General features: G+C 57.2%; 21 protein-coding genes, 2 tRNA genes and 1 pseudogene. 6 read left to right on the plus strand and 18 right to left on the minus strand.

Going from position 1 to position 21,373, the window contains the following annotated elements:
- Positions 1–655: 655 nt before the first annotated feature.
- The 3 genes from J3P76_RS01540 to J3P76_RS01550 all read left to right on the plus strand — a co-directional run bounded on the left by J3P76_RS01540 (position 656) and on the right by J3P76_RS01550 (position 3,306).
- A complete protein-coding gene (locus tag J3P76_RS01540) occupies positions 656–1,321 on the plus strand; it encodes a hypothetical protein (RefSeq protein ID WP_434608312.1) in 666 nt (221 codons plus the stop codon).
- Between the two features lie 497 nt (positions 1,322–1,818).
- Complete coding sequence (locus tag J3P76_RS01545; RefSeq protein WP_434608310.1) at positions 1,819–2,721, plus strand: DUF4747 family protein; 903 nt, start codon at positions 1,819–1,821, stop codon at positions 2,719–2,721.
- A complete protein-coding gene (locus J3P76_RS01550) occupies positions 2,722–3,306 on the plus strand; it encodes a hypothetical protein (protein WP_223534666.1) in 585 nt (194 codons plus the stop codon). It abuts the gene before it with no gap.
- A 224-nt stretch (positions 3,307–3,530) separates the two neighbouring features.
- Here J3P76_RS01550 and J3P76_RS01555 read toward each other — a convergent pair whose 3' ends face one another.
- Together J3P76_RS01555 and J3P76_RS01560 are read right to left on the minus strand one after the other, a co-directional pair.
- Entirely contained in the window at positions 3,531–3,806 is a 276-nt protein-coding gene (locus tag J3P76_RS01555; RefSeq protein WP_434608307.1) for a hypothetical protein, read from the minus strand.
- Positions 3,803–4,126, minus strand: a pseudogene (locus J3P76_RS01560) (integrase domain-containing protein); the annotation flags it as partial. The pseudogene J3P76_RS01560 and the gene J3P76_RS01555, both read right to left, overlap by 4 nt.
- Before the next feature lie 127 nt (positions 4,127–4,253).
- On the opposite strand from J3P76_RS01560, the gene J3P76_RS01565 reads away from it, so the two are divergent.
- Positions 4,254–4,895, plus strand: a complete 642-nt coding sequence (locus J3P76_RS01565) for a BRCT domain-containing protein (RefSeq protein ID WP_434701442.1) — start codon at positions 4,254–4,256, stop codon at positions 4,893–4,895.
- A gap of 166 nt (positions 4,896–5,061) precedes the next feature.
- On the opposite strand, the gene J3P76_RS01570 is transcribed toward J3P76_RS01565, so the two are convergent.
- The 6 genes from J3P76_RS01570 to J3P76_RS01595 form a co-directional block, all read right to left on the minus strand.
- Positions 5,062–5,137, minus strand: a tRNA-Thr gene (locus J3P76_RS01570).
- A 421-nt stretch (positions 5,138–5,558) separates the two neighbouring features.
- Complete coding sequence (locus tag J3P76_RS01575) at positions 5,559–6,788, minus strand: methyltransferase (protein WP_434608304.1); 1,230 nt, start codon at positions 6,786–6,788, stop codon at positions 5,559–5,561.
- Positions 6,769–7,458, minus strand: a complete 690-nt coding sequence (locus tag J3P76_RS01580; protein WP_434608301.1) for an ABC transporter permease — start codon at positions 7,456–7,458, stop codon at positions 6,769–6,771. The genes J3P76_RS01575 and J3P76_RS01580 overlap by 20 nt, the downstream gene beginning before the upstream one ends.
- Entirely contained in the window at positions 7,455–8,150 is a 696-nt protein-coding gene (locus tag J3P76_RS01585) for an ABC transporter permease (protein WP_420766353.1), read from the minus strand. The genes J3P76_RS01580 and J3P76_RS01585 overlap by 4 nt, the downstream gene beginning before the upstream one ends.
- 78 nt (positions 8,151–8,228) lie before the next feature.
- Complete coding sequence (locus tag J3P76_RS01590; RefSeq protein ID WP_434561154.1) at positions 8,229–8,981, minus strand: ABC transporter substrate-binding protein; 753 nt, start codon at positions 8,979–8,981, stop codon at positions 8,229–8,231.
- 13 nt (positions 8,982–8,994) lie between these two features.
- Entirely contained in the window at positions 8,995–9,768 is a 774-nt protein-coding gene (locus tag J3P76_RS01595) for an ABC transporter ATP-binding protein (RefSeq protein ID WP_434608297.1), read from the minus strand.
- Positions 9,769–10,146: 378 nt separating this feature from the next.
- Here J3P76_RS01595 and J3P76_RS01600 point away from each other — a divergent pair, with 378 nt between their 5' ends.
- Positions 10,147–10,584, plus strand: coding sequence for a carboxypeptidase regulatory-like domain-containing protein (locus tag J3P76_RS01600; RefSeq protein ID WP_434608295.1), 438 nt, complete (start codon positions 10,147–10,149; stop codon positions 10,582–10,584).
- Between the two features lie 8 nt (positions 10,585–10,592).
- Here the strand turns inward: J3P76_RS01600 and J3P76_RS01605 are convergent, their stop codons facing one another.
- The 10 genes from J3P76_RS01605 to panM form a co-directional block, all read right to left on the minus strand.
- Complete coding sequence (locus J3P76_RS01605; RefSeq protein ID WP_420766349.1) at positions 10,593–11,039, minus strand: hypothetical protein; 447 nt, start codon at positions 11,037–11,039, stop codon at positions 10,593–10,595.
- A gap of 40 nt (positions 11,040–11,079) precedes the next feature.
- Positions 11,080–13,314 carry an ATP-binding protein gene (locus J3P76_RS01610; protein WP_434608291.1) on the minus strand — a complete coding sequence of 745 codons (2,235 nt, stop codon included), beginning with the start codon at positions 13,312–13,314 and terminating at the stop codon, positions 11,080–11,082.
- A complete protein-coding gene (locus J3P76_RS01615) occupies positions 13,311–13,919 on the minus strand; it encodes a biliverdin-producing heme oxygenase (protein ID WP_434608288.1) in 609 nt (202 codons plus the stop codon). Before J3P76_RS01615 ends, J3P76_RS01610 begins: the two co-directional genes overlap by 4 nt.
- 212 nt (positions 13,920–14,131) lie before the next feature.
- The gene (locus J3P76_RS01620) at positions 14,132–14,539 is read right to left on the minus strand and encodes a hypothetical protein (protein WP_420766346.1); all 408 of its coding nucleotides are present in this window, start codon (positions 14,537–14,539) and stop codon (positions 14,132–14,134) included.
- Positions 14,540–14,600: 61 nt separating this feature from the next.
- Complete coding sequence (locus J3P76_RS01625) at positions 14,601–14,930, minus strand: DHCW motif cupin fold protein (protein WP_420766345.1); 330 nt, start codon at positions 14,928–14,930, stop codon at positions 14,601–14,603.
- Positions 14,931–15,047: 117 nt separating this feature from the next.
- Positions 15,048–15,123 (minus strand) — tRNA-Phe (locus tag J3P76_RS01630).
- 102 nt (positions 15,124–15,225) lie between these two features.
- Entirely contained in the window at positions 15,226–15,498 is a 273-nt protein-coding gene (locus J3P76_RS01635) for an oxidative damage protection protein (RefSeq protein ID WP_039592693.1), read from the minus strand.
- The gene (mutY, locus tag J3P76_RS01640; protein WP_434608285.1) at positions 15,495–16,562 is read right to left on the minus strand and encodes an A/G-specific adenine glycosylase; all 1,068 of its coding nucleotides are present in this window, start codon (positions 16,560–16,562) and stop codon (positions 15,495–15,497) included. The genes J3P76_RS01635 and mutY overlap by 4 nt, the downstream gene beginning before the upstream one ends.
- Positions 16,559–18,784, minus strand: a complete 2,226-nt coding sequence (locus J3P76_RS01645) for an AsmA family protein (protein ID WP_434608282.1) — start codon at positions 18,782–18,784, stop codon at positions 16,559–16,561. Before J3P76_RS01645 ends, mutY begins: the two co-directional genes overlap by 4 nt.
- A gap of 250 nt (positions 18,785–19,034) precedes the next feature.
- A complete protein-coding gene (gene panM, locus J3P76_RS01650; RefSeq protein ID WP_434608280.1) occupies positions 19,035–19,433 on the minus strand; it encodes an aspartate 1-decarboxylase autocleavage activator PanM in 399 nt (132 codons plus the stop codon).
- Positions 19,434–19,693: 260 nt separating this feature from the next.
- On the opposite strand from panM, the gene J3P76_RS01655 reads away from it, so the two are divergent.
- Positions 19,694–21,355, plus strand: coding sequence for an OFA family MFS transporter (locus J3P76_RS01655; protein ID WP_434561140.1), 1,662 nt, complete (start codon positions 19,694–19,696; stop codon positions 21,353–21,355).
- Positions 21,356–21,373 lie beyond the last annotated feature (18 nt).

The following is a 21,373-nucleotide window of genomic DNA, read 5'->3' on the forward strand; positions in this document are numbered from 1 at the left end:
CACCCAGAAACAACAAAGCCCCCGCATTTCTGCGAGGGCTTCGTTTTGTATGGTGCCGGCACCAGACGAACGGTAGCTTTCGACGAGGCTAGGTTTTCTGTGGATCTGGAAGTCGGTGGAAAGTTTGGCGTACCCCAACTAGTAACTATAAATAAATCAGCTAGTTATGGCTTTCAGAGGAGTCGAATCGGAAAATTTTAAGGCATCAGCACGTTGTCGACCGATACGTAAATCATCCTGAGCAGCATACGGATGGTCAACCTTTAGAGTTTGAACGTTACCGACTATTTCCCGTCGGTAATTAGGCATGAGTGGGGCAATAGCTACCTGTTGATTCCGCCATAGAAATTAAAGGCGATTCGCCTTTTGAAACGAGGCGGCGCAAGGCTCGGAGTGGTCTGCGAAGACTAAACACCGTGCTATGGGTCAAAGCGTCCTTAACTCAGCTACATTCGAGCTACAGATTGATCAAAACAGGAGATGGGTATGCCCTCCATGGAAGTAGCGTTGGTTGATGGGGTGCGAAAAGAGCCGGCGCCGGGACTGAAAGGGGAATGCCAAATATGCGGAAAGCCGGCTCAAGCGAAATGCGGCCCTATCATTTCTTGGCACTGGGCTCACGCGGGACGCCGGCACTGCGATTCTTGGATGGAGAATGAAGGGCCATGGCATCGAGCATGGAAAGCACTGTTTCCATTTGAGTTGGCAAGAGGTGGTTGCTCACGACCACGCAGGTGAGAAACATATCGCTGACGTGAAGCGCCCCGACGGCACAGTAATTGAGCTTCATAACTCACCGATGAGCATCGAAGAAATGTTCAGTCGAGAGCAGTTCTATGGGGAGAAAATGATTTGGATTGTGAACGGAGAAAAATTCAAGGAGTACATTCAGATAGGTGATGCTTTACCACCCCCCGATCATCCCGCGATACAAGACTTTGAGTTGGCTTTACCGATCTACTCCCAATGGAACAAATGGCGCCAGCCCCCCTGTTTCGATGGCAGCGGTCTTATGTACTTTCGTCGTAGCGATCTTGCAGCCAATGCTGAGAGAGGAGCTTTACATCTTGGGTATCCAGCTCGTGAACTAGGCGACCTGATGAGCGGCACTTACGAAGGGCACCACTGCTGGGCCTGGAAGAATGCGCGCGAAGTCTGGTTGAGCGCTCGCCACACTGTGATATTCGATTTCGGGACGGAGCAAATGTGGGCGATTACTCGGTATGGAGCAGATGGACGCTTGAGTCTCCAGCGAACATCTCGAACTGGCCTGATACGGTCGCTTCTGTCAGGAGCAGCACCAGCTATCGGAGGCCACTGATAGATCCCAGATCTCGGAAATTACGCACTGTGGAGATGCCAATACACTTTCGCGGACGCCGAAGGTGATGGGCTGCCCCTATGCCCCATGCGTGTGCCACTTTGAGCTCGCTTTGACGAAAGCCAGGGCCAAATGTTTGACAGGCACCAGACAGATTTACTGGGCTAGTAGCTTTCCCTACACGCTGATAGCCTTGATCTACGAAGGCTGGCGCTGATTTTCGTAGGTTGAGCAGCCCGCAGTCATTAAGCGTCAGCAATGGCTTCCACCATCCGGGAACAACCCTTGGCTCAAAATCAAATGTCCTGCCAAAAATCAGCGCGGCAGTCCTTGTCTACATATACCAAAGCAGTGATTGGGAAAACAATGGCTTTCTGCCATGCTGTGGCGTGGGTGAAGCCCTACGTCCGTACAACTCGATGCGGATGATTCGGTTCTGGGCCAAGCGTTAAGTGCTGGACCTGAGCTTAACAATGTTCAGAAAGGGAAGAAAAAATATGGCCGGAAAACAAATAAAATCAAATGAGCAGAAACGACAGACTCGAGAATTGTCATTTCAAGTAGCATGCCTGAATATTGTACTGCAACCTCACTCCAAGCAAAAATATGTCAACCTTTTTGAGACTATATACTCATCCAAGCTTGACTCAAAAGTTAGAGGTGATGACGCCCTAATGCTTGGGTCTTTCTATAAAAGCGAGAGCTCTAAGGAAGCTTACGTAGGAGAGTTTTATAAATTCCTGAAGCTCGATGAAGCAGAAGACTGGTTCAATACATTAAGCATGGATTCCGCCTCAAAAAAAGATGTTAAGGGAATAATTATACCAAGCCATCTGAAGCCACATTTTAAAAAAATCCCATACGTGTTTTTTCCTGATCAACACAAGCTGTTTTTCATTACTCAAAAAGCCAAGTTAAGCCTCTCTCCAAATATGATCATGAGATTTTTTGAAAACATCTCTGAGCGAGGTGATTTGGCCGACTTTGGCGAATTAAAAGTTACTGTTGAGCCAAAGCTGGGCTCAACGAAGAACCTTTTTTCCCTTCCTCGAATCTCACATCTTGAGCTTGAAATATATAAGCCCAACCCTGATGACCACAAAAATCTTGATGGGGACGTGTTGGATAGGCTCAAGAGAATGAACGCAAAAAAAGAAGTACTCCAATATTTTGAGGCCGGGTCGGAAGGGCTGAAGCCTGACCAACAATTGAAGGCCCTGGCAAAAGTCGCCGCCTCGAATGGAGAGGTCAATATCAAAGGACGCAACCAGCAGGGGGAAGTTGTCTTCTTGTCTTCTAAGGACTTCCCCATGAAAGTTCAGACCAGCTATAATTCTGAAATTCAATCTGAACAAAATGCTTTAGTCGAAAAAGCCGAAGAAATTCGCAGGGAAATGTAAATGTTCAAAGAGTTGATAGACTCATATAAAGGAACAATTGAATTATGGGCTGAGTTCTGGAGCCTGTACGGTGGTATTCGTTCTCTTGTGGTGTCTATTTACTTTGGCGGCGCGATTATTATAACCATGCTTAGCTTCGGGCTTTGGACAAAGCCAGGATGGTGGGACATAGTCATAGGAGCTATCCCCACATTACTTGGCTTTACTCTCGCTGGTCTGGCTGTTTTCATGAGCATGGATTCAGGCTTTAGCAAAATTATCGCCGGAGGTAGCAAACCGAAAAGCCCTTCACCGTTTCTCTCGCTTATATCTTCGTTTGTACATTTTATTCTGGTGCAAACGATTGCTCTTTTTTATGCTTTGATTTCAAAATCGCTTAGCTTTACTCTGCCAAACATGCCTGAATGGTATTATCGAATCATGTCGTTCATGACGCCTGTCGCAGGCGCTATCGGATTTTTAATATTCATATATGCCATCATGCTTGTGGTGGCGGCTACATTTTCCATATTTAGAAGTAGCAAATGGTTTGAAGCGTACATTGATCAACTAAACACGGAAACCGATAGCAACAAGGGGCCATGAGGTATTTCGGCATGAAGCACAAGTTCGCCGTCAACTCGAATCAGCCTTTTCGACCTGAACCTTGTAGTTTGACTCGCGTCCTGACAGCAGGTCGGATCAGGCATCGTTTAACTGTGATCCCCGCTCGCTTTTAGCCTGGCTGTGTGCAAGCACCGCCTGTTCCTGAGTCAACGCCAAACTATAAATTAAGGCGCAGCACGCGTTGGCCGGCTGTGGATTTTCACCTAACGATTGAGTTTCCATGGTTTTCCTAACCGGTCAGTAATTAGATGCATGGTCAGCAGATAGTAGTAGCGAGTCGATTTAGCGCGATGGTTCAGGTGCTGATTCAGAATCCAGACAAAATACTTTCTCTGCCAGGTCCATGGATTGTCTCGTTGCCAGCGCTCAGCAATTGCTGTTTGGATAGCCTTTGCCGGACGCAGGTGGCGTTGGCGCGTGGAATGCGACCCGGTCAGAACGCCCGCCAAGAACAGCTCCATATCGAATGGCTTGCTCATTTCCGACCGCCAATATAAGCCGACACCACGTCGACACGGCTGTGTCCCAACTCATAGCTGATTTGCACTCGGGCCTGCTGGTCGAGGCGCCGGTCGATTTGGTAGCAACTACCACCATTGATGGGCGCTAGATGATGGGTGATTTGCTCATAGCGGTCGCATGCATAGGCCGCCCGCAACTCATGAAAGCCTTTGAGGTTGTTCTTGTGAAGAATGTCCCGTGTGGGGCGGACGATTCCTTGTTGAAAATCCAGGTAGCTTTCGTTCTGTGCAAGCAGGTTGCGGCTACCGTCAGGCGAGACTTGAAGGGCGAATTCGAGAAAAAGGGGACGGATTTATTTTCAGATAAAACCCGGAAATTGCGCGCAGAATTGCTAGGTTTGGACACAATATTTCTCTCCATCGGTAATGCGTCAGCCTCGCCAACACACTCAAGGAGCCCACGTAATGGACCTACACAACGAATTCGAAAACAGCAAATTCTTCCACCAGTCCCGCATCGATCGGCGTGCCGCCGATGCCCTGGTCGGGCTGGCCGCTGGCATCACGGCGGACGGCGTCGTGAACACCCACGAAGCGATCTTTTTAAAGCAGTGGTTGGAAAACAACCTCGCTCATTTGAATGACCCGGTGATCAATTTGTTGTACTCGCGTTTGGCGTCCATGCTTCAGGACGATGCCCTGGACCCGGATGAGTCTCTTGAGCTGCTTAACATCCTGAGTAGTTTCTCTGGCGTGGGCATTGATAGACCCCAGGTCGGCGGTGCAGCTGCCTTCGCTCCGACAGACCTTCCGTTCAACTCGCCCGTCCCTGACTTGGTGTGGGACGGCCGTACATTTGTATTCACAGGCGTCATGGCCTACGGGCCGCGCAAAAATTGTCAGGCTCTGGTCGAGGAGCGTGGCGGTTTGATTGGGGGCGGGGTGAGTAAGAAGGTGCATTATCTGGTGGTCGGCAGCGTGGGTAATGAGCAGTGGCGCCACAGTACCTACGGAACGAAGATCATGATGGCAGTGGAGCTGCGGGAAGCGGTTGCTTCGATTGCCATTGTGGGTGAGGATCACTGGCAGAAGATGTTGTTTGGTTGAGCTGGCCTGGGGACGGCTGCTCGTGTCTTGGACGAGAAGATCGTCGGTGGGTTGATGGTCTCATCGCGAGCAAGCTCGCTCCCACAGGTTTTCTCAGGGAGCGGAGGCAGGAGAGCACACCAGAAACAACAAAGCCCCCGCATTTCTGCGAGGGCTTTGTTTTGTATGGTGCCGGCACCAGGAGTCGAACCCGGGACCTACTGATTACAAGTCAGTTGCTCTACCAACTGAGCTATACCGGCGTGTGGGCGACGATTATAGCGATTGGGAGGCTTCTGTAAACCCCTGAATTCTGACTATTTTTAGACGAGCTGCAGTTCTGGTGGATGTGGCGCCGCTGGGCGGGGCGCGAGGGGCCTGGTAGCGTGCGGTTGCCTGACTCGAATCGAGGCAAGCCAAAGCACTTGATGCCTGAGCGCAAAAGACGCCAGACCCAACCTTTATGCTGGTTTGCTCAAACGCTTATGCACAATCGAAAGGACGCTGCGAAAGATATCTTTCTGTTTTGTGACCGCTTTCCCGTTTGCTCGCAAGCTGCTGTTTTCATGGTTTTTTATCCATGTGAACAAAAAATGACCAGCTGAGATTCAGCCCGGAAATCGCGGTTTTCTTGGATCCTGGTTTAATTCATCAACAGAGTTATCCACAGGCTGTTTCGCCTCATTAACGTTCTGCCAGCAACAGCAGGTTGCGCGGTGTCAGAGGTGTCTCGCAGAAGGTGCCAAGGCGGACGTTGTAGCCTTTTTGAGTAAGGAAAAGTGCCCGGTCCAAGACCAGCCAAAGCTCCAGGGGGCGGCGGAAAAGGCCTCGCATCAATTCCAGGTTACGCACCTCGGCCAAACGTTGGTGGCCGGCTGCTTCCAGGGCGACCCAATCAGGCGTGCCGATTGTGGATAAGTCTTTCAGGGCAGCCAGGTCGGTGCAGTACTGGGCGAAGGATTTTTCCAGCCAGACGCTGGGCAACGAGGGAGTAGGCAGGTAGTCGTCGCCCCCTCTGATTTGACGTTGCAGCAGGTCGAAACCCAGGCGCCAGGCCATGGATTGGTCCCGTTGTCTTCTTACGCGGGCGCCTGCGGTGACGGTCTCGGTCTGCGGCAGGCTGAGATCGTCGAGCGACAGTTGTAGGGCAGAGCCTTTTGCGGCGTCGGACAGCGGCTGATATTCCGAGGTGCTGATGCGGTTGTAGCAGCACGGCGCGATAGCCAATTGTGCGCAGCCAGCGGCGCTGGCCAGACGCATCAGGCGCACATGCAAGTCGCCGCAAGCGTGCAGAGCCACCGGGGTGTGTCTGGGGCGCAGCGCCTGGTTTGCGTCTGCCGCCAATACGTCTTGTTGCGAGTGCGTGGCGGGCAGGTGATGGCGTTGGCTCAGCAACTGGCCGCTGGCGACCAAGGCGGGGTCGTGTTCCAGGCAGGTCAGTTGTTGTCCATCCTGCAACAGGCGCCGGCCAAGGTGGCCTTTACCGGCGCACCAATCGAGCCAATGGATCGGTGGGGTGGTGAAGCGCAGGCGGCTGGCGAAGGCTTCTATCTGCTGCCATTTGCGCCCGGGTACGTCGACGTTGAGGCGATGGCTGGGAGCTTCGAGCGAGTTGGCCGGCAATTCAGCCACGGCGCTCAATGCCCGGGAGAGAGCAGCCAGTTCCGGGAATGGCGCTGGCGCGCTCTCAATCAACCATGGTTGATGATGGTCGTTTTCCGCTGCGTCCAGCGAACGCTCGCGTAGCCATCGGGCCAATTCCGGGTGGGACGTTTCCCAAGGCAATTGCAGATGCGTGAAGGGCCGAGGCTTCCATAGTGACTGGTGCGTTGTAAGAAACGCATCCAGCGCGGTGAAACGGGTGAGCAATGCTTCACCCGTCAGCACTTGGCTGTCAGCGCCCTTGGCAGGCATCGACGCGCAGCCAGCGTTCAAGCTGCTTGAAGCCTTGCACCAGTACGAAGGACATCAGCAGGTAGAACATGCCGGCCGCGAAGAAAATCTCCACTGGCATGTAGGTCCTGGCAATGATGGTGCGCGCCATGCCGGTGAGTTCCAGCAGGGTCACCGTGCTTGCCAAGGCGCTGGCCTTGAGCATCAGGATCACTTCGTTGCTGTAGGCGGGCAAGCCGATGCGCGCGGCCCGGGGCAGCATGATGTAGAACAGCGCCTTGGGCCGCGACATGCCCAAGGCTCGTGCGGCTTCGATTTCGCCGCGGGGAATGGCCTGGATGGCGCCGCGCAGGATCTCGGCGATGTAGGCGGCGGTGTGCAGGGTCATGGTGGCCGTGGCGCACCAGAACGGGTCCCGCAGATACGGCCACAGCGCGCTGCTGCGCACGGCATCGAACTGTGCCAGGCCGTAATAGACCAGGAACAACTGGACCAACAGTGGCGTACCACGGAAAAAGAAGATGTAGGCGTAGGGAAACGCCCGCACGTACCACAGCCGCGATGAACGGGCGATACCCAATGGGATCGCCAGCAGCAAGCCGGCGATCACCGCGATGGCCACCAGCTCCAGTGTAAGCGTGGCGCCCTGGGCCAGTTTCGGCAGCCATTTGATGATGACATCCCAGTTCATTGGGTGCTCCTGGCAAAGCCGCGGGCGGCGCGTTTTTCCAGCAGGTGCATGCCGATCATGGCGAGCACCGTCAGGCCCAGATACATAAGCGCTGCGACCATATAAAAAGTGAACGGTTGCTTGGAAATGGTCACGCCGATTTGCGCGTGGCGCATGATTTCTTCCAGGCCGATCACCGAAACCAGTGCGGTATCCTTCATGAGGATCATGAACAGATTGCCCAGGCCGGGCAGGGCGATGCGCCACATCTGCGGCAGGATCAATCGGGTGAAGATCCGCCATTTCGACAGGCCAAGCGCCACGCCGGCTTCACGGTGCCCCTTGGGTATCGCCAGGATCGCACCGCGAAATACTTCGGTGGCGTAGGCGCCAAAGCATAGGCCGAGGGCGATGACGCCGGCGGCGAAGGCATTGAGGGCTAGGTCGGGATTGCCGAAATATTCACCCAAGGCACGCATCAGGTTGACGGTACCGAAGTAGATCAACAGCACCCAGAGCAATTCCGGAATGCCGCGGACCAGTGTCGAATAGGTGCCGCCAAGCCATTGCAACGGCTTGTACGGGGAGGTCTTGGCCAAGGCGCCGAGCAGGCCGAGCACCAGCCCCAGGCAGAGAGCCGAAAGGGCCAGCTTGACGGTCATCAGCGCGCCGGCGGCTAGCGCCGGGCCGAATCCGTAGAGGTCGATCATCATGGGCGTGTGTTCATATCGCGGCAGGCTTTGCTAAGGGCCGGCGCTATTGGGTAGCAACGCCGGCCAGGCACGTCAGTATCAATAGATGCTAAACGGGAAGTACTTGTCGTTGATCTTTTTATAGGTGCCGTCGGCAACGATTTCCTTAAGCGCGGCATTCAGTTTGTTGCGCAGTTCGTCATTACCCTTGCGCACTGCAATGGCGATCTTGTCGCCTTCCACCACTGGGTCGCCCTTGAACTCATAGGCACGGCCGGCGTCGGTTTTCAGCCAGTCGTAGTTCACGTATTTGTCCGCCAGGATCCCGTCAACGCGGCCGGAGGTCAGGTCCAGATAGGCGTTTTCCTGGGTATCGTAGAGTTTCAGTTCGACGCCTTCCATGTTGTCCTCCATCCAGGTACCAGCCAGGGTGGAACGCTGGGCTCCGATGACCTTGCCCTTGAGGGAATCTTTATCGACTTTGAACTCGACGTTTTTCGGCGCAATGAACTGCAGCTTGTTGGAGTAGTACGGGTCGGTGAAATCAACGGCCTGCTTGCGCTCTTCGTTGATCGACAACGAAGAAATCAGGAAATCGAACTTTTGGGCCATCAAGGCCGGAATGATGCCGTCCCAGTCGGAAGTGACCACTTCACATTCAACTTTCATCTTGGCGCACAGCGCGTCGCCGATGTCTTTATCGAAGCCTACGACCTGGCCGCTGGCATCCTTGTTATTGAACGGCGGATAGGCCGCCTCGATGCCCATTTTCAGTTTGTCGGCCGCCATGACGTTGGCCGAGAAGACCAGGCTGGCGGCAGCAGCCAAAAAGAATTTCCTGTAGGTCTGCATAGGTACTGCTCCGTTAGCGGTTGCTGGACATGAATTGTTTGCAGCGCGCCGAAAGCGGGTTTTCGAAGACCTGCTGTGGCGACCCTTGCTCCTCGACCAGCCCTTGGTGAAGGAACACGACTTCGCTCGATACCTGGCGGGCGAAGCCCATCTCGTGGGTTACGAGCAGCATGGTACGACCTTCTTCGGCGAGGGCGCGGATCACGCTTAGTACTTCCTGGACCATTTCCGGGTCAAGGGCAGAAGTCGGCTCGTCGAACAGAATGACTTTAGGTTGCATCGCCAATGTGCGGGCGATGGCGGCACGTTGTTGCTGGCCGCCGGACAGTTCGGCAGGGTAGGCGTGGCGCTTGTCAGCAATGCCGACCTTGGCCAGCAAGGCTTCGGCCACTTCCACGGCTTCGGCCTTGCTCTGGCCCAGCACGCGGCGCGGGGCTTCGATGATGTTGTCGAGCACGCTCATGTGCGGCCAGAGATTAAAGTTTTGAAATACAAAACCAATCTTGCTGCGCATGCGATTGATCTGTTTGCCATCGGCGGCAATCAGCTCACCGTTTTTGGCAGCCTTGAGCTTGAGCTCCTCGCCTGCGACCAGAATCTGACCCTGGTTGGGATTTTCCAGCAGATTGATGCAACGCAAAAACGTGGACTTGCCGGAGCCGGAGGAACCCAGGATCGAGATCACGTCACCGTCGCGAGCGGTCAGCGAGACGCCTTTGAGCACCTCCAGCTTTGCGTAGCGTTTGTGCAAGTTGCGGATTTCAAGCGCGGGCGTGGCCTGGGCCATGTGCGGTCCTCATGATTTGTGCTCCCTTGCTATTGGCAGCCTTCCTGGCGAGGCGGCCAAGCTAGCATGCGTCCGAATGACAGCCAACAGCGCTTCGGATGGTAGACCGATGATGAGTGACAGGTTGTCGCATCGGCGCAGCAGACTGTCGCGCCATCAACAACCGAACGGCTGTTTGAACCCTGTCCATCGGCGATTTGCCCGGGGAGTCGCGTAAAAAAAGGCGCGATGGTGCCAGCTTTGGGCGGGGGTGGGAAGGGTTAACCGGATGAGCGTTGTCTATTCCGTTTGGCATTCGGCTCAACTTCCAATCGATCTGAACATGGGTGTTTATAAAACGATCGAACGAGGTGGTGTTCCCTACCAGGAGTTGTGGTCATGAAGTTGCTATATTGCCCCATCGTTCTGGGTGCGCTGCTTTTTCCCATCATGCTCAACGCCACCAACCTCGCGCCCATCGACAACGCAGGCGTCCAGGTCCAGCCCATGCAACAGAACGGTATCAGCTACCTGTCCGGCGGTATCGGCGAAGACGAAGCCCGGGCCATCGAACAGGCCCAGGGCTACAACCTGCACATGACTTTTGCGATCGGCCCGGAGGGCAAATACGTCCCGGATGTGGAGGTGACCGTGCAGAGCTCAACGGGACAGACATTGCTGACGCTCAGCGACGCAGGCCCATTGGTGTATGTACAACTGCCGCCGGGCAGTTACAGCGTGATAGCGACGCGTAACGGCGAGGAGCGTCGCGACACCGCCAAAGTGGGCAGCGGAGCCGCGCGCAAGCTAGTGTTCCATTGGAACAGCAGCGAGTAGCCGAGGGCTTACTCGCTGGCGGGCTCTTCCATGGATTGGCGATAACGGTCCAGCGCCTCGCTGAAATCCTTGATGAATTCCGGCGTGCTGAGCCAGCGCTGGGCGGCCTCGCGGTCCATGTCGTCGGCCCACATGCGGTAGTCCACCAGCATATCGGCGGCCAGGTTGGTGGCGGCCATGCCCTCGTTTTCCGCGTTCTTGAGGTCCAGCAGGCCCGGACGCTCGATGATCATTTCGCTGACGTCGGCAAGCAGCGTGTCGAGCATCTGGCTGCGGCTGACGGCCTCGGCTTCACGCAACTTGGCGAATAGCTCCAGCACATAGACCGGCGGCTGGGCAGTGGCGTGAGCCGGATCGCCGTACATCGGGATGGATTTGCGCCCGGTCATACGGATTTGCTTGGCTTTGTCTTTGGCGCGCTTGGCGCGTTTCTGCTGTTTGTTCAGTGAGGCCATTGGGCTTCGGTTTCCAGTTCGTTAGGGGGCGGTGGCCGGCTCAATCGATTTTCGGCACGGTGAAGCGGAATTCGCTGCCTTTGCCTGGCTGGCTTTCGGCCTGCAGTTTACCGCCATGAGCCTGGACAATCCCCTTGGAAATATAAAGTCCGAGGCCGGTGCCGTTCGGGTTGCCGTCCTTGGTGGTCCAGTAACGGTCGAAAACATGAGGCAGTTGTTCTGGCGCGATGCCCTCACCAGTGTCGCGGACACTGAATACGATCTCATCGCCTACCGACATTGCGCTGATACCTACGCTACCTTTCTGCGGCGTGAACTTGATGGCATTGCCAATCAGATTGGACAGCACCTGGAACAATCGCTCCGGGTCCGCGTTGATCCTGAGGTTGGGTTCGGCGTGGAAAGAGATATCGATGGCCTTGGCAGAGGCCAGCGGCGTCAGTAATGAACACGCGTCTTCGAATATCTGGCTCACGTCCATCGGCTTGGGGTGGATGGTGTAGCGGCCGGCGTCGATGCGCGAGGTGTCGAGAAGGTCTTCCAGGAGCGAATTCATACGGCTGGCGGCCTGCTGCATGGTATCGATGGCCGAAGAAATTCGCTTCGAGCTGTGGGAGCCATCGGAGCTGAAAGCCTTTTGCATCATGCCGCACAGCATGGAAATGACCGTCATCGGGTTGCGCAAATCATGGGACACGACTGCAACCAACTCATCCCGGGCCTGCACCGCCTGGCGCTCCTTGCGAACTTGCCGTGCCAAGTCGTTTTCCAGGGCCGAGCGCCGCAGGTCGTTGGCGGCGAATACATCGCCATGGCTCCATTTGGTACTGATGCCCCCCATTTCGACTTTCCAGATTTCGAACGACGTCCTCGGGCGTAAGCGTAGTCCGGTCGCGCTTTGCTCCAGGTCGAGGGGTTTTTGAGGGTCACCGCTCCAATTGATGGTTTGCTTGACCTCGGGGCGGAACCACAGCACGCCATTTTCCACTGGCTTGGGCAGATGAATCGCCAGCACACCGCTCGCAACCTCCGGATAAGCCTTGGCCGGCGCGAAAATTTCGCCCAGGTTATGGTGAGCAAAAACCGGTTGGTCGGTTTCCATTATCCATTTGTGCAATTCACGAATCTGCTCCGGTTCCGGGCACTGTCCGTGCCGATGCAGCTTGTTGTCCTCGATGATCGCAACGCCATTGGCCCCGGTGAGTTCCATCAGACGCTGTGGGTCGTGGGACAGACTGTCAAAGACGTTTTCGCTGGATTCGGCCATGAGAGTGGCAAGCGCCCCGAGGTCTTCGAGCTTGGCGTCCCGTTGCCCTGCCAGTTCAAGAGCCTCCATCGCACTGATCTGCAGTGAGAGGATCTGGCCGATCGTCTGACAGGCCATGCGCATTTGGTGGGGAACATGCAGCGGCTGGCGGTTGCCGCAGCTGATCAATCCCCATAATTGCTCGCCTTTCATCAGCGAGATGCTCATGGATGACAACACGCCCATGTTCTTCATGTATTGACGGTGAATCGGCGAGACGCTGCGCAGCGTGGAAAAGCTCAAGTCCAGTGGCGCCTGCGTATCGGGGCGCAGCTCGGGCATCAGCGGTACCGGCGTGTAGTCGGCGTTGGGGATGATGCGCAACCAGTTGGTGCGATACAGCTCGCGAGCCTGTTCCGGAATGTCCGATGCTGGGAAAAACAAGCCCTTGTAGAGCTCCATCGAAGGCGCGCTGGCCTCGGCAATGACTTGCCCGTGGCCTCCTTCCTCGAAACGATAAATCAGGACGCGGTCGTATCCGGTCATGGCCTGGATCTCCCGCACGCTGATTTCGTACAAAGCCTGGAGCGTTTTCGCGCTTTGCAGACGCTGCAGCATGCGGCCCAGGTTGGCCTCGCCATTGACGCCCTCGGGGCGGTAGTCGGTCAGGTGCTGTTCCAGTTCGACAACCAAGGCGCCCTGATGGCGGTGGATCAGGGCGTCGAAGCGCTGCTGGTTCACTACGATGTCGAGCGGAACGTTGTCTCTTTCAGTTTCGGTGCGGAAAGCTTCCAGAAGGGTTGCGGCCTGTTCCTGCCCAAACAGTGCATCCAGGGGCAGACCGAGAAGCTCTTGAGGATCATACCCTGTCAGTTGTTGCGCGTTTGCGCTGACCTGGCGGATCACGAAATCAGGCTCGGACAGCATCAGCAATACGCCGTGAGGCTGGATGGCCCCGGGGAAGCGGATCGGTTCGTCTGCGCAATTGGCCAGCAATTCTTCGAAGGCTTCTTGGTTTTCCGGTTTCATAACAGAACCTCCTGACTGGCCAGCCAGCGTTCAAAACAGATGAATGTCGCCTTGGCAGCGCGTGTGGCTTCGAGCGTCTGGTCGTCGCCAAGGTTCCGGTCACCTAGATACTGAAGAAAATCCTTCCAGCGCCGGCCGGTAAGTTCTCCATAAACGTCGAGGAAAGCGGCACCGCTGGATGAATCAAGACCTAACTGTTCGGCCACCCTGCGTCGCAGGATCTGTCCGCCCAATGTTGCGCCTTCCAGCACATAGGAAACGCCGAGGGCGGCGGCCGGAGAATCAATCTGCGGCAGGAGTTGGCAGACGGGCAGCGAGTCAATCGCCATTTCGTCCAGACCCAGCGCCATGAGATCCGCTCGTAGCACCGGCAGCTTGATGCGTAGGGATTGGTCCAGCCCCGTCGGCGTCAGCGCGAGAATATGGAGGCGACGTTCCAGTGGCTCATAAAAACCGTGGTATGCCGCTATCAAGCGCCGGTACAGGCCTAGATCCAGTTGCTCCGAGAAAAACGGCAAGCGTTTCTCCAGGGCAATGTGCAGTTCAGCGGTTTCAGTCCGCAATGCCTGGATCAGGGAGGGCGGAGGGGCGGACGGTGCAGGCATGCAGAATGAAGCTCTTTGAGTGAAGCGTTGCAGAAAAAAACGCATCAATCTTACACAGGTTTATTGGGTGGGCGATCGTCAATAGCCCGCTTTATTGTTCGGGCAGCATGCCGGTCTGTCGCTCCTGGTATTGGCCGGCGAAGAGGTGTTCATTACCTCCACGGCGGGGGTCCAGCCGTCGGGCGTAATCCACGACAGGCTACGCCGTAAAATCAGGCTTGGCCTTGGCTCAGTGCTTGGGATGCGGCCACATAGTCGGCTTGGAATTGCTTGCTTTCCACCCAATCCAGCGCGGTCTGCTCATCGACACCCGTGGTCAGGCGACGGTACTCGATCAATGCAGTGATGATGAAGTCGGTGGCCTCTTCTTCGCCCTCCTGTTCCAACACGAGCGCCAGCAGCGGATGTGCCAGGAATGCTTCGCACATGGCTTTCTGGCTGACCTTTTCGGCGGCGCTCATGAGTCGGAACAGATCCGACAAGTCCACGGTTTCCAAGTCGATGCGCTCATCGTTCGGGTCAAGGAAATCGTTTGGCGCAGCAGCACGCTGAATGCGGTTGTTCTTGGCTTTCGCCTTCGCGCGCTGGCTGCGTTTGTGCTGTTTGTTCGCCGATGACATGGTCGGATTCCTGATGGATAAGACGATCTATCCTACAGCTTCGACGCGGACGCTTCGAATCTCAATCGACTATGAAGAGCGTGGCCCCTGATGAAGTCGAAGACCGATGGGGCTCGGCCTGGTCCGCCACCTGGTAGCTCATGCCTGGCTTGAGCAGAAATTGCCGGCCGTCTTCGAGCTCGGTATCGAGCTCGCCCTTTAGGCAAAACAGGATATGGCCCTTGGTGCACCAATGGTCGGCCAGGTAACCGGCGGTGTATTCCACCATCCGTACCCGAATGCTCCCGAACTGCCGCGTTCGCCAATAAGCGGTTCCGGTAATGCCCTTATGCTCGGTGGGCTCGATGGTGGACCAATCGGTGGTGCCGAAGGGGATGCCAGTGATGTCCATTTCGACTCGCTTGCTGGAGGGGAGCGGACGAATGTAGCTGAGTCGATAGGGCGGCGGAAGAAAAATCCAGGCAATAAAAAAACCCCGATCAATTTCTTGATCGGGGTTTTCGGTATTTGGTGCCCAGAGACGGAATCGAACCGCCGACACGGGGATTTTCAATCCCCTGCTCTACCGACTGAGCTATCTGGGCAACGGGGCGCATTAAACGGGTTTTTCAGGGGGGCGTCAAGCGAGTTATCAAAAAATATTTAATTATTACCGTCGCTTACGATTCGCCCCCGCTCTGGAAGGCTTATTCGGACGGCGGCACGTAGCCTTCGGCCTTGGCGTATTCTTCGCCGGAAAAGAACTTCTCCATCTCGCCTTGAAGGTATTTGCGATCTTCGGCGTTCATCATGTTCAGGCGTTTTTCGTTGATCAGCAGGGTCTGGTGTTTCTGCCAATCGCCCCAGGCCTTGGCCGAGACGTTGTCGTAGATGTCCTGGCCTTTGGCGCCCGGGAACGGCGCGCGTTCCAGGCCTTCCAGTTCTTCTTTGTACTTGCGGCACATGATGGTGCGGGTCATTGCAACTCTCCTGCATTCAATACGGCGGCCGCGCGTTCGAGCAAGGTTTTGACCGGGGCGGCAAGGCCCAGGCGCGGCGGGGTGGCGAGGTTATACCAGAGCCAGTCGGCCTCGGCCACGTGGTGGCCGGTTTCCCGGACCCGGACCAGCCAGGGTTCGATTGCCAACTGGAAGTGGCTGAAGGTGTGTATCAGGTCTGGCATTGCCTGTTGCGGGCCCAGCTCCAGGGAATGTTGCAAGGCCAGGTGCTGCAGATCATCCAGGCCATCGAGTTCCGGCAGACTCCACAAGCCGCCCCATAAGCCGGTGGATGGGCGACGGTAAAGCAAGATGGCGCCCTCGCGATTGGCCAGCATGGGCATCAAGGTGCGCTTCTTGGGCACTTCCTTGCGTGGCTTGGGAATCGGGTAGCGGGTTTCCAGGCCCAGCATATGCGCCTCGCAACCTTTTTTGAGCGGACACAACAGGCAACTGGGCTTGCTGCGGGTACACAGCGTGGCCCCCAGGTCCATCATCGCCTGGGTGTAAGCGTTGACGCGGTCTTGCGGCGTGAAGCGCTCGGCGGTGGCCCATAGCTGTTTAGCAACCTTGGGTTCGCCCGGGTAGCCTTCCTGGGCGGTGAAACGCGCCAGCACCCGCTTGACGTTGCCATCGAGGATCGGTGCCCGCAGGTCCATGCTGATGCTGGCGATGGCGCCAGCGGTGGACAGGCCGATCCCCGGCAGTTCGGTGAGCTTTACCACATCCCGGGGGAATTCCCCGGCGTATTGCTCCACGACGATTTTCGCTGTTTTCTGCAGATTGCGTGCACGGGTGTAGTAGCCCAATCCGGTCCACAGATGCAGCACTTCATCCTCCGGCGCGTCGGCGAGAGCCTGGACCGTTGGCAGGGCGGCCATGAACCGGTCGAAGTAATTGAGCACGGTGCTGACCTGGGTCTGCTGCAGCATGATTTCCGAGACCCACACCCGATAAGGCGTGATGCCCTGTTGCCAGGGCAGATCGTGGCGTCCATGGCGGTCGAACCAATCCAGTACCGCGGCGGAAAACTGCTCGGATGTCATCGCTTGAACAGCCCCTTGAGCGCGTCTTTGAGCTCAGGGCTGACTTTGTCGCCCAGCTTCTCGTCAATCTTGTCGCCGAGGCGGTCTCCGGCCAGTTTCGCCGCGACCTTGCCCAGCCCATCGTTGTCCAGGCGGCAGGCTTTGGCACCCAACTCCAGCGGGCCGCGGCAGCGCAACGGCCACTCGACGTCGACGTAGCGTTCGTTGACCTGGCAGGCAGGGTCGGGCATGTCGCTCTTGTCGCCTTCGACGATCACGCCGACGCGGTAGTCCATGCCCAGCACGCGCAGGTCGATGTCGCCGTTGCCGTTGACGGTCATGCCGGGAATGCGGACTTTCAGGTCTGGGTTGTGGGCAACGCCGTTGGTGAAAGTGAGGTTGCCGTTGAGCTGCTGGAACGGCGTGTCCTTGCCGCGAGGTTCGCCAGTGAGTGACTTGCGGTTCAGCGTGGCGATGCCTTTGCACAGTTGCTGTTCAAGATTGGCATTGAGCAATACGCCATCGTTGATGACGAAACCGGCCGTGCCATTAAGGCTATCGATCAGGGCTTTTTGGCTGTTGCCGTTGGCGGTGATCGCGCTGTTGAGCGTGACCAGACCCTTGACCGGCGGATTCTTGCCTTGGCTTTCGATGATTTTCTCTGCCGGCACCCGGTTGATGCGGGTTTGCAGGCTCAACTGTGGCGTAGGCTGCCGTACGTCCAGGGTGCCCTTGGTTTCAAAGTTGCCGCTGTACAAGTCGCCGCGCAGGTTCTCCAGAGTCAACAGGCCACCCAGGCCGGTCGCCTTGAGCGCGGCGTTCTGGATCGGCAGTTTGTCGAGGGTCAGTTGGCCGAAGGTCAGGTCGGCATCGATGTCCAGCTTGCTCAGGCGCTCCACCGGAAACAGCCGATCATTGCTCCAGGCGCCTTGGGTTGGAGCGCTTGGCAGGGGTGTGCTGCCGGCGCCGGCCATGGCACTGGCCTCGGTGTTGCTGACTTCGGCCTCGCGGGCTGCCTTGGAGCTGTCGGCTTCGGCGGACTTTGGCGGCAGGTAGCGGTCGACGTTGAACGTATCGGCCTTGAGCTGCACGCGCAGGGCCTGTTTGGCAAAGTCTTCCACAGCGATACGGCCGCTGAAACTGCTGTCGTCGACCTTCAAGTTGATGTCGTTGAGCTCGACACTGTTCGGCGTGCCGGCAATGCGGCTCGCCAGTTCGACCTTGCTCAGGCTGCCCTCCGCCATGGCTGGCAGTTTTTGGCCAACGCTGTCGACAAACTTTGCCAAGTCGAATTGAGCAATCGAAATGCCGCCATTCAGTTGTGGTGTCTTGTCGAGGTCGTTGACCTTCAACTCGCCCAGTGCACGCAGTTGGTTGAGGGAAAGCTTGATCCCGGTCCACTCGGCGACGTTTGCCGCTTTATCCAGGGAAAGTTGCCCTTGGGCCGCGAAACTCACGGTCTTGCCCTGCAAGGGATCGCCGGTGGCTTCGCCGGACAGCTTCAGGTCTTCGAACCGATAGCGCTGCAAAGCGCGTTCGAAGCGCAGTTCGCCAGTGACCTCGGTGCGCACGCGGACGGCCGGCTGGTTGCTGGACAGGAACGCCGTGAGGGTAACCGGGATGTTGGTAGCGTCATGGATCGGGCCGGTGCTCAACTGGATGCTTTCGGCACTGAACTGCTTGCCGGTCTGCTCGTCGGTGTATTCCACTCGGGCGTTGTTCACGGTCAGGCTGTCGATGTCCAACCGTGTTGGCTGGGCCGGCTTTTCTGCCGGTGCGCTGGCCGGCGGGGTGGATTGTTCGACGGGCGTTGGTGCTTCCTGGGTGGATGCGGAGGTGGGCGCCTTGCCGATATCTTCCCAGTTGCCGTGGCCGCTCTTGTCACGGTTCAGGCGTAGGTTCAGGCCTTCGACCCGGACATCGCTCATCTGCACTTCGCGGCGCAGCAGCGGCATCACCCGGACAGACAGCCCGAGCATCTGAAGGTCGGCGAAAGGTTGGGTTGGGTTGGCCAGGGTGGCGACACTGGCTTCGTGCAGTTCCAGACCCAGCCATGGGAACAGGCTCCAACCGATGTCCCCATTGAGTGTCAGCTCGATGTGGGCTTTATCGCGGGCTATCTGGCGGATCTCTTCTTTATAGTCGTTGGGATCGAAGAGGTGGGTCAGGGCAAAGCCCAGGGCCACAATGATCAGCAACAGCCCGAGAAGTACCAGACCCAGGATTTTGCCGAACGCTTTCATGGGCGAATCCTTATAGGTTGAGTTCAAATTTTGCCAGGGAGTATAACGTCCCGGGTCGGTGGAGCGTTGAGGGATCGATTTTTCGAGCTGCCGTTACCCGGCCAGACACGGCCCCGTGGCGAGGGAGCTTGCTCCCGCTGGGCTGCGAAGCGGCCCAAAACCAGGCGAATCGGTATGCCAGGCGCGCCGTGGATTCAGTTTTTGGGGAGCTACGCTCCCAGCGGGAGCAAGCTCCCTCGCCACAGGGGCGCTAGTCGACATCCAGCGGTAATTTCAATTTCGCCGCCAAGGCCTGGGCTTCCAGATGCCCGGCAGGCGCCTGCAGTCGCAGCTCGGCGTTGCCTTGCTCAGCCATCCTCCGGGCTTCGCTCACCAGCCGTTCCGCCACGCCCCGGCGGCGAGTGACGTTTCGCACGCATAGGTGGGACAAGCGCCAGACGTTCTGGTGCCGTTGCAGTCGTGCTGCGCCGAGCAGGCGATCGTTGAAGCGTGCCGCGATCAACGAGCCTTCCTCGAGACATCTCTCTATGAGTCGCGCGGCGTCGCTGAACGGCTCGAACAGCCAGACCGGCGCGTCCCGATAGATTTTCTGCAGATCCTGCTCGTCCTGACGAGTGGCTTCATTCAGGTGCTCGACAACGATGGGCATGGAAATTCCTGAAAAATAAACGAATTGCCCCCTACAGAAAGTCAGCAGAGGCGCGATAAGACGAGTGAGAGAAAAAAGGTGATAGCACTTTGGTTTTTCTGTCACGAGCAAATGTTAACCTTTGTCGGTTCGTCCGTCCTTCTGCGACGTGATGTCGCACTAAAATGGAGCTTCACCACAGAATACAGTCATGCCTGCGTGCAAGAAGGCTGAGGGTGAGGTGTGGCTGGCGAACCATTCCAATAACTGGGGGATACACAATGAGCACGAGCATCACGGCGGACGGCATCGCCGACCAGCCTGCGTTCCTCTCCAAGGAACGTATCATCGCCAAGCCCGGATTCAACCGGTGGCTGGTTCCACCGGCCGCGTTGGCCATCCACCTCTGCATCGGCATGGCCTATGGCTTCTCGGTGTTCTGGTTGCCACTGTCCAAGGCCTTGGGTATCACCAAGCCTGTCGCCTGTGCACCGGATATGAGCTTTATCTCGCAAGTCTTTTCGTCCCAATGTGACTGGCCGATCTCCATGCTCGGCTGGATCTACACCCTGTTCTTCATCTTCCTGGGCTGCTCGGCAGCCATCTGGGGCGGCTGGCTGGAACACGCCGGGCCACGCAAGGCCGGCGTTGTTTCGGCATTGTGCTGGTGCGGTGGCCTGCTGATTTCCGCGTTGGGTATCTATACCCACCAGATCTGGCTGATGTGGGTCGGTTCCGGTGTGATCGGCGGCATTGGCCTGGGCCTGGGCTATATCTCGCCAGTCTCGACGCTGATCAAATGGTTCCCGGACAAGCGCGGCATGGCGACCGGCATGGCGATCATGGGCTTTGGTGGCGGTGCGATGGTCGGTGCTCCACTGGCTGCGGCGCTGATGAGCCATTTCGCTACGCCGACCGAGGTGGGTGTCTGGCAGAGCTTCCTGGTGATGGCCGCGATCTACTTCGTGTTCATGATCGGTGGCGCCTTGTCGTACCGCGTTCCGCCAACCGGTTGGAAGCCTGAAGGCTGGACCCCGGCACCGAAGAAAGCCGCGAACGCGATGATCACTCATCGTCACGTTCACGTGAACGTTGCCTGGAAAACCCCGCAGTTCCGCCTGGTATGGCTGGTGCTGTGCCTGAACGTATCCGCCGGTATCGGCATCCTGGGCATGGCTTCGCCACTGCTGCAGGAAGTGTTTGGCGGCAAACTGCTGGGCAACGACCTGCCTTTCGGTCAGCTGGACGCCGTGCAACTGGGCCAGATCGCTGCCATTGCGGCCGGTTTCACCGGTCTGTTGAGCCTGTTCAACATCGGTGGCCGGTTCTTCTGGGCGTCCTTCTCGGACTACCTGGGCCGTAAAAACACCTACTTCGTGTTCTTCGCATTGGGTGTTGCCCTGTACGCGTTGATCCCGAACCTGGGTCACTTGGGCAGTATCGCGCTGTTCGTGGCGGCGTTCTGCATCATCCTGTCGATGTACGGCGGCGGTTTCGCAACCGTGCCGGCCTACCTGGCGGACCTGTTCGGTACGCAAATGGTTGGCGCGATCCACGGTCGTCTGCTGACGGCGTGGGCGGCGGCAGGCGTGCTGGGCCCGGTTCTGGTGAACTACTTGCGTGAATATCAGCTGAGCATCGGCGTCGAGCGTGCCGCGGCCTATGACATCACCTTGTACATCCTGGCCGGCCTGCTGGTGCTGGGTTTCCTGTGTAACCTGATGGTCCGTCCGGTCGCCGACAAGTATTTCATGACCGACGCCGAACTGGCCGCTGAACAGGCGCTGGGCCATGACAAGGGCGCCGACAGCACCACTTCGCTGGAATGGAAAGCCGCGCCGGGCACCAAGCCTTTGGCAATCGCCGCCTGGCTGGTGGTGGGCATTCCGTTGGCGTGGGGTGTGTGGGTGACCCTGCAGAAGACGGCGGTGTTGTTCCGTTAAGACCGTTGCCCTGATCAT

Origin of the sequence: Pseudomonas sp. D1-36 (assembly GCF_051132205.1) — a bacterium.
Classification (GTDB): domain Bacteria; phylum Pseudomonadota; class Gammaproteobacteria; order Pseudomonadales; family Pseudomonadaceae; genus Aquipseudomonas.

What these genes read in the sequence shown, in the direction of transcription:
- J3P76_RS01545 (WP_434608310.1), top strand. Translation starts at nt 1,819, where the DNA reads ATGGCCGGAAAACAAATAAAATCAAATGAGCAGAAACGACAGACTCGA.
- J3P76_RS01565 (WP_434701442.1), top strand. Translation starts at nt 4,254, where the DNA reads ATGGACCTACACAACGAATTCGAAAACAGCAAATTCTTCCACCAGTCC.
- J3P76_RS01615 (WP_434608288.1), bottom strand. Translation starts at nt 13,919, where the DNA reads ATGCCTGCACCGTCCGCCCCTCCGCCCTCCCTGATCCAGGCATTGCGG.
- panM (WP_434608280.1), bottom strand. Translation starts at nt 19,433, where the DNA reads ATGCCCATCGTTGTCGAGCACCTGAATGAAGCCACTCGTCAGGACGAG.
- J3P76_RS01590 (WP_434561154.1), bottom strand. Translation starts at nt 8,981, where the DNA reads ATGCAGACCTACAGGAAATTCTTTTTGGCTGCTGCCGCCAGCCTGGTC.
- J3P76_RS01575 (WP_434608304.1), bottom strand. Translation starts at nt 6,788, where the DNA reads ATGCCTGCCAAGGGCGCTGACAGCCAAGTGCTGACGGGTGAAGCATTG.
- J3P76_RS01635 (WP_039592693.1), bottom strand. Translation starts at nt 15,498, where the DNA reads ATGACCCGCACCATCATGTGCCGCAAGTACAAAGAAGAACTGGAAGGC.
- J3P76_RS01540 (WP_434608312.1), top strand. Translation starts at nt 656, where the DNA reads ATGAAGGGCCATGGCATCGAGCATGGAAAGCACTGTTTCCATTTGAGT.
- J3P76_RS01550 (WP_223534666.1), top strand. Translation starts at nt 2,722, where the DNA reads ATGTTCAAAGAGTTGATAGACTCATATAAAGGAACAATTGAATTATGG.
- J3P76_RS01595 (WP_434608297.1), bottom strand. Translation starts at nt 9,768, where the DNA reads ATGGCCCAGGCCACGCCCGCGCTTGAAATCCGCAACTTGCACAAACGC.
- J3P76_RS01580 (WP_434608301.1), bottom strand. Translation starts at nt 7,458, where the DNA reads ATGAACTGGGATGTCATCATCAAATGGCTGCCGAAACTGGCCCAGGGC.
- J3P76_RS01585 (WP_420766353.1), bottom strand. Translation starts at nt 8,150, where the DNA reads ATGATGATCGACCTCTACGGATTCGGCCCGGCGCTAGCCGCCGGCGCG.
- J3P76_RS01625 (WP_420766345.1), bottom strand. Translation starts at nt 14,930, where the DNA reads ATGGACATCACTGGCATCCCCTTCGGCACCACCGATTGGTCCACCATC.
- J3P76_RS01645 (WP_434608282.1), bottom strand. Translation starts at nt 18,784, where the DNA reads ATGAAAGCGTTCGGCAAAATCCTGGGTCTGGTACTTCTCGGGCTGTTG.
- J3P76_RS01655 (WP_434561140.1), top strand. Translation starts at nt 19,694, where the DNA reads ATGAGCACGAGCATCACGGCGGACGGCATCGCCGACCAGCCTGCGTTC.
- J3P76_RS01620 (WP_420766346.1), bottom strand. Translation starts at nt 14,539, where the DNA reads ATGTCATCGGCGAACAAACAGCACAAACGCAGCCAGCGCGCGAAGGCG.
- J3P76_RS01600 (WP_434608295.1), top strand. Translation starts at nt 10,147, where the DNA reads ATGAAGTTGCTATATTGCCCCATCGTTCTGGGTGCGCTGCTTTTTCCC.
- J3P76_RS01610 (WP_434608291.1), bottom strand. Translation starts at nt 13,314, where the DNA reads ATGAAACCGGAAAACCAAGAAGCCTTCGAAGAATTGCTGGCCAATTGC.
- J3P76_RS01605 (WP_420766349.1), bottom strand. Translation starts at nt 11,039, where the DNA reads ATGGCCTCACTGAACAAACAGCAGAAACGCGCCAAGCGCGCCAAAGAC.
- mutY (WP_434608285.1), bottom strand. Translation starts at nt 16,562, where the DNA reads ATGACATCCGAGCAGTTTTCCGCCGCGGTACTGGATTGGTTCGACCGC.
- J3P76_RS01555 (WP_434608307.1), bottom strand. Translation starts at nt 3,806, where the DNA reads ATGAGCAAGCCATTCGATATGGAGCTGTTCTTGGCGGGCGTTCTGACC.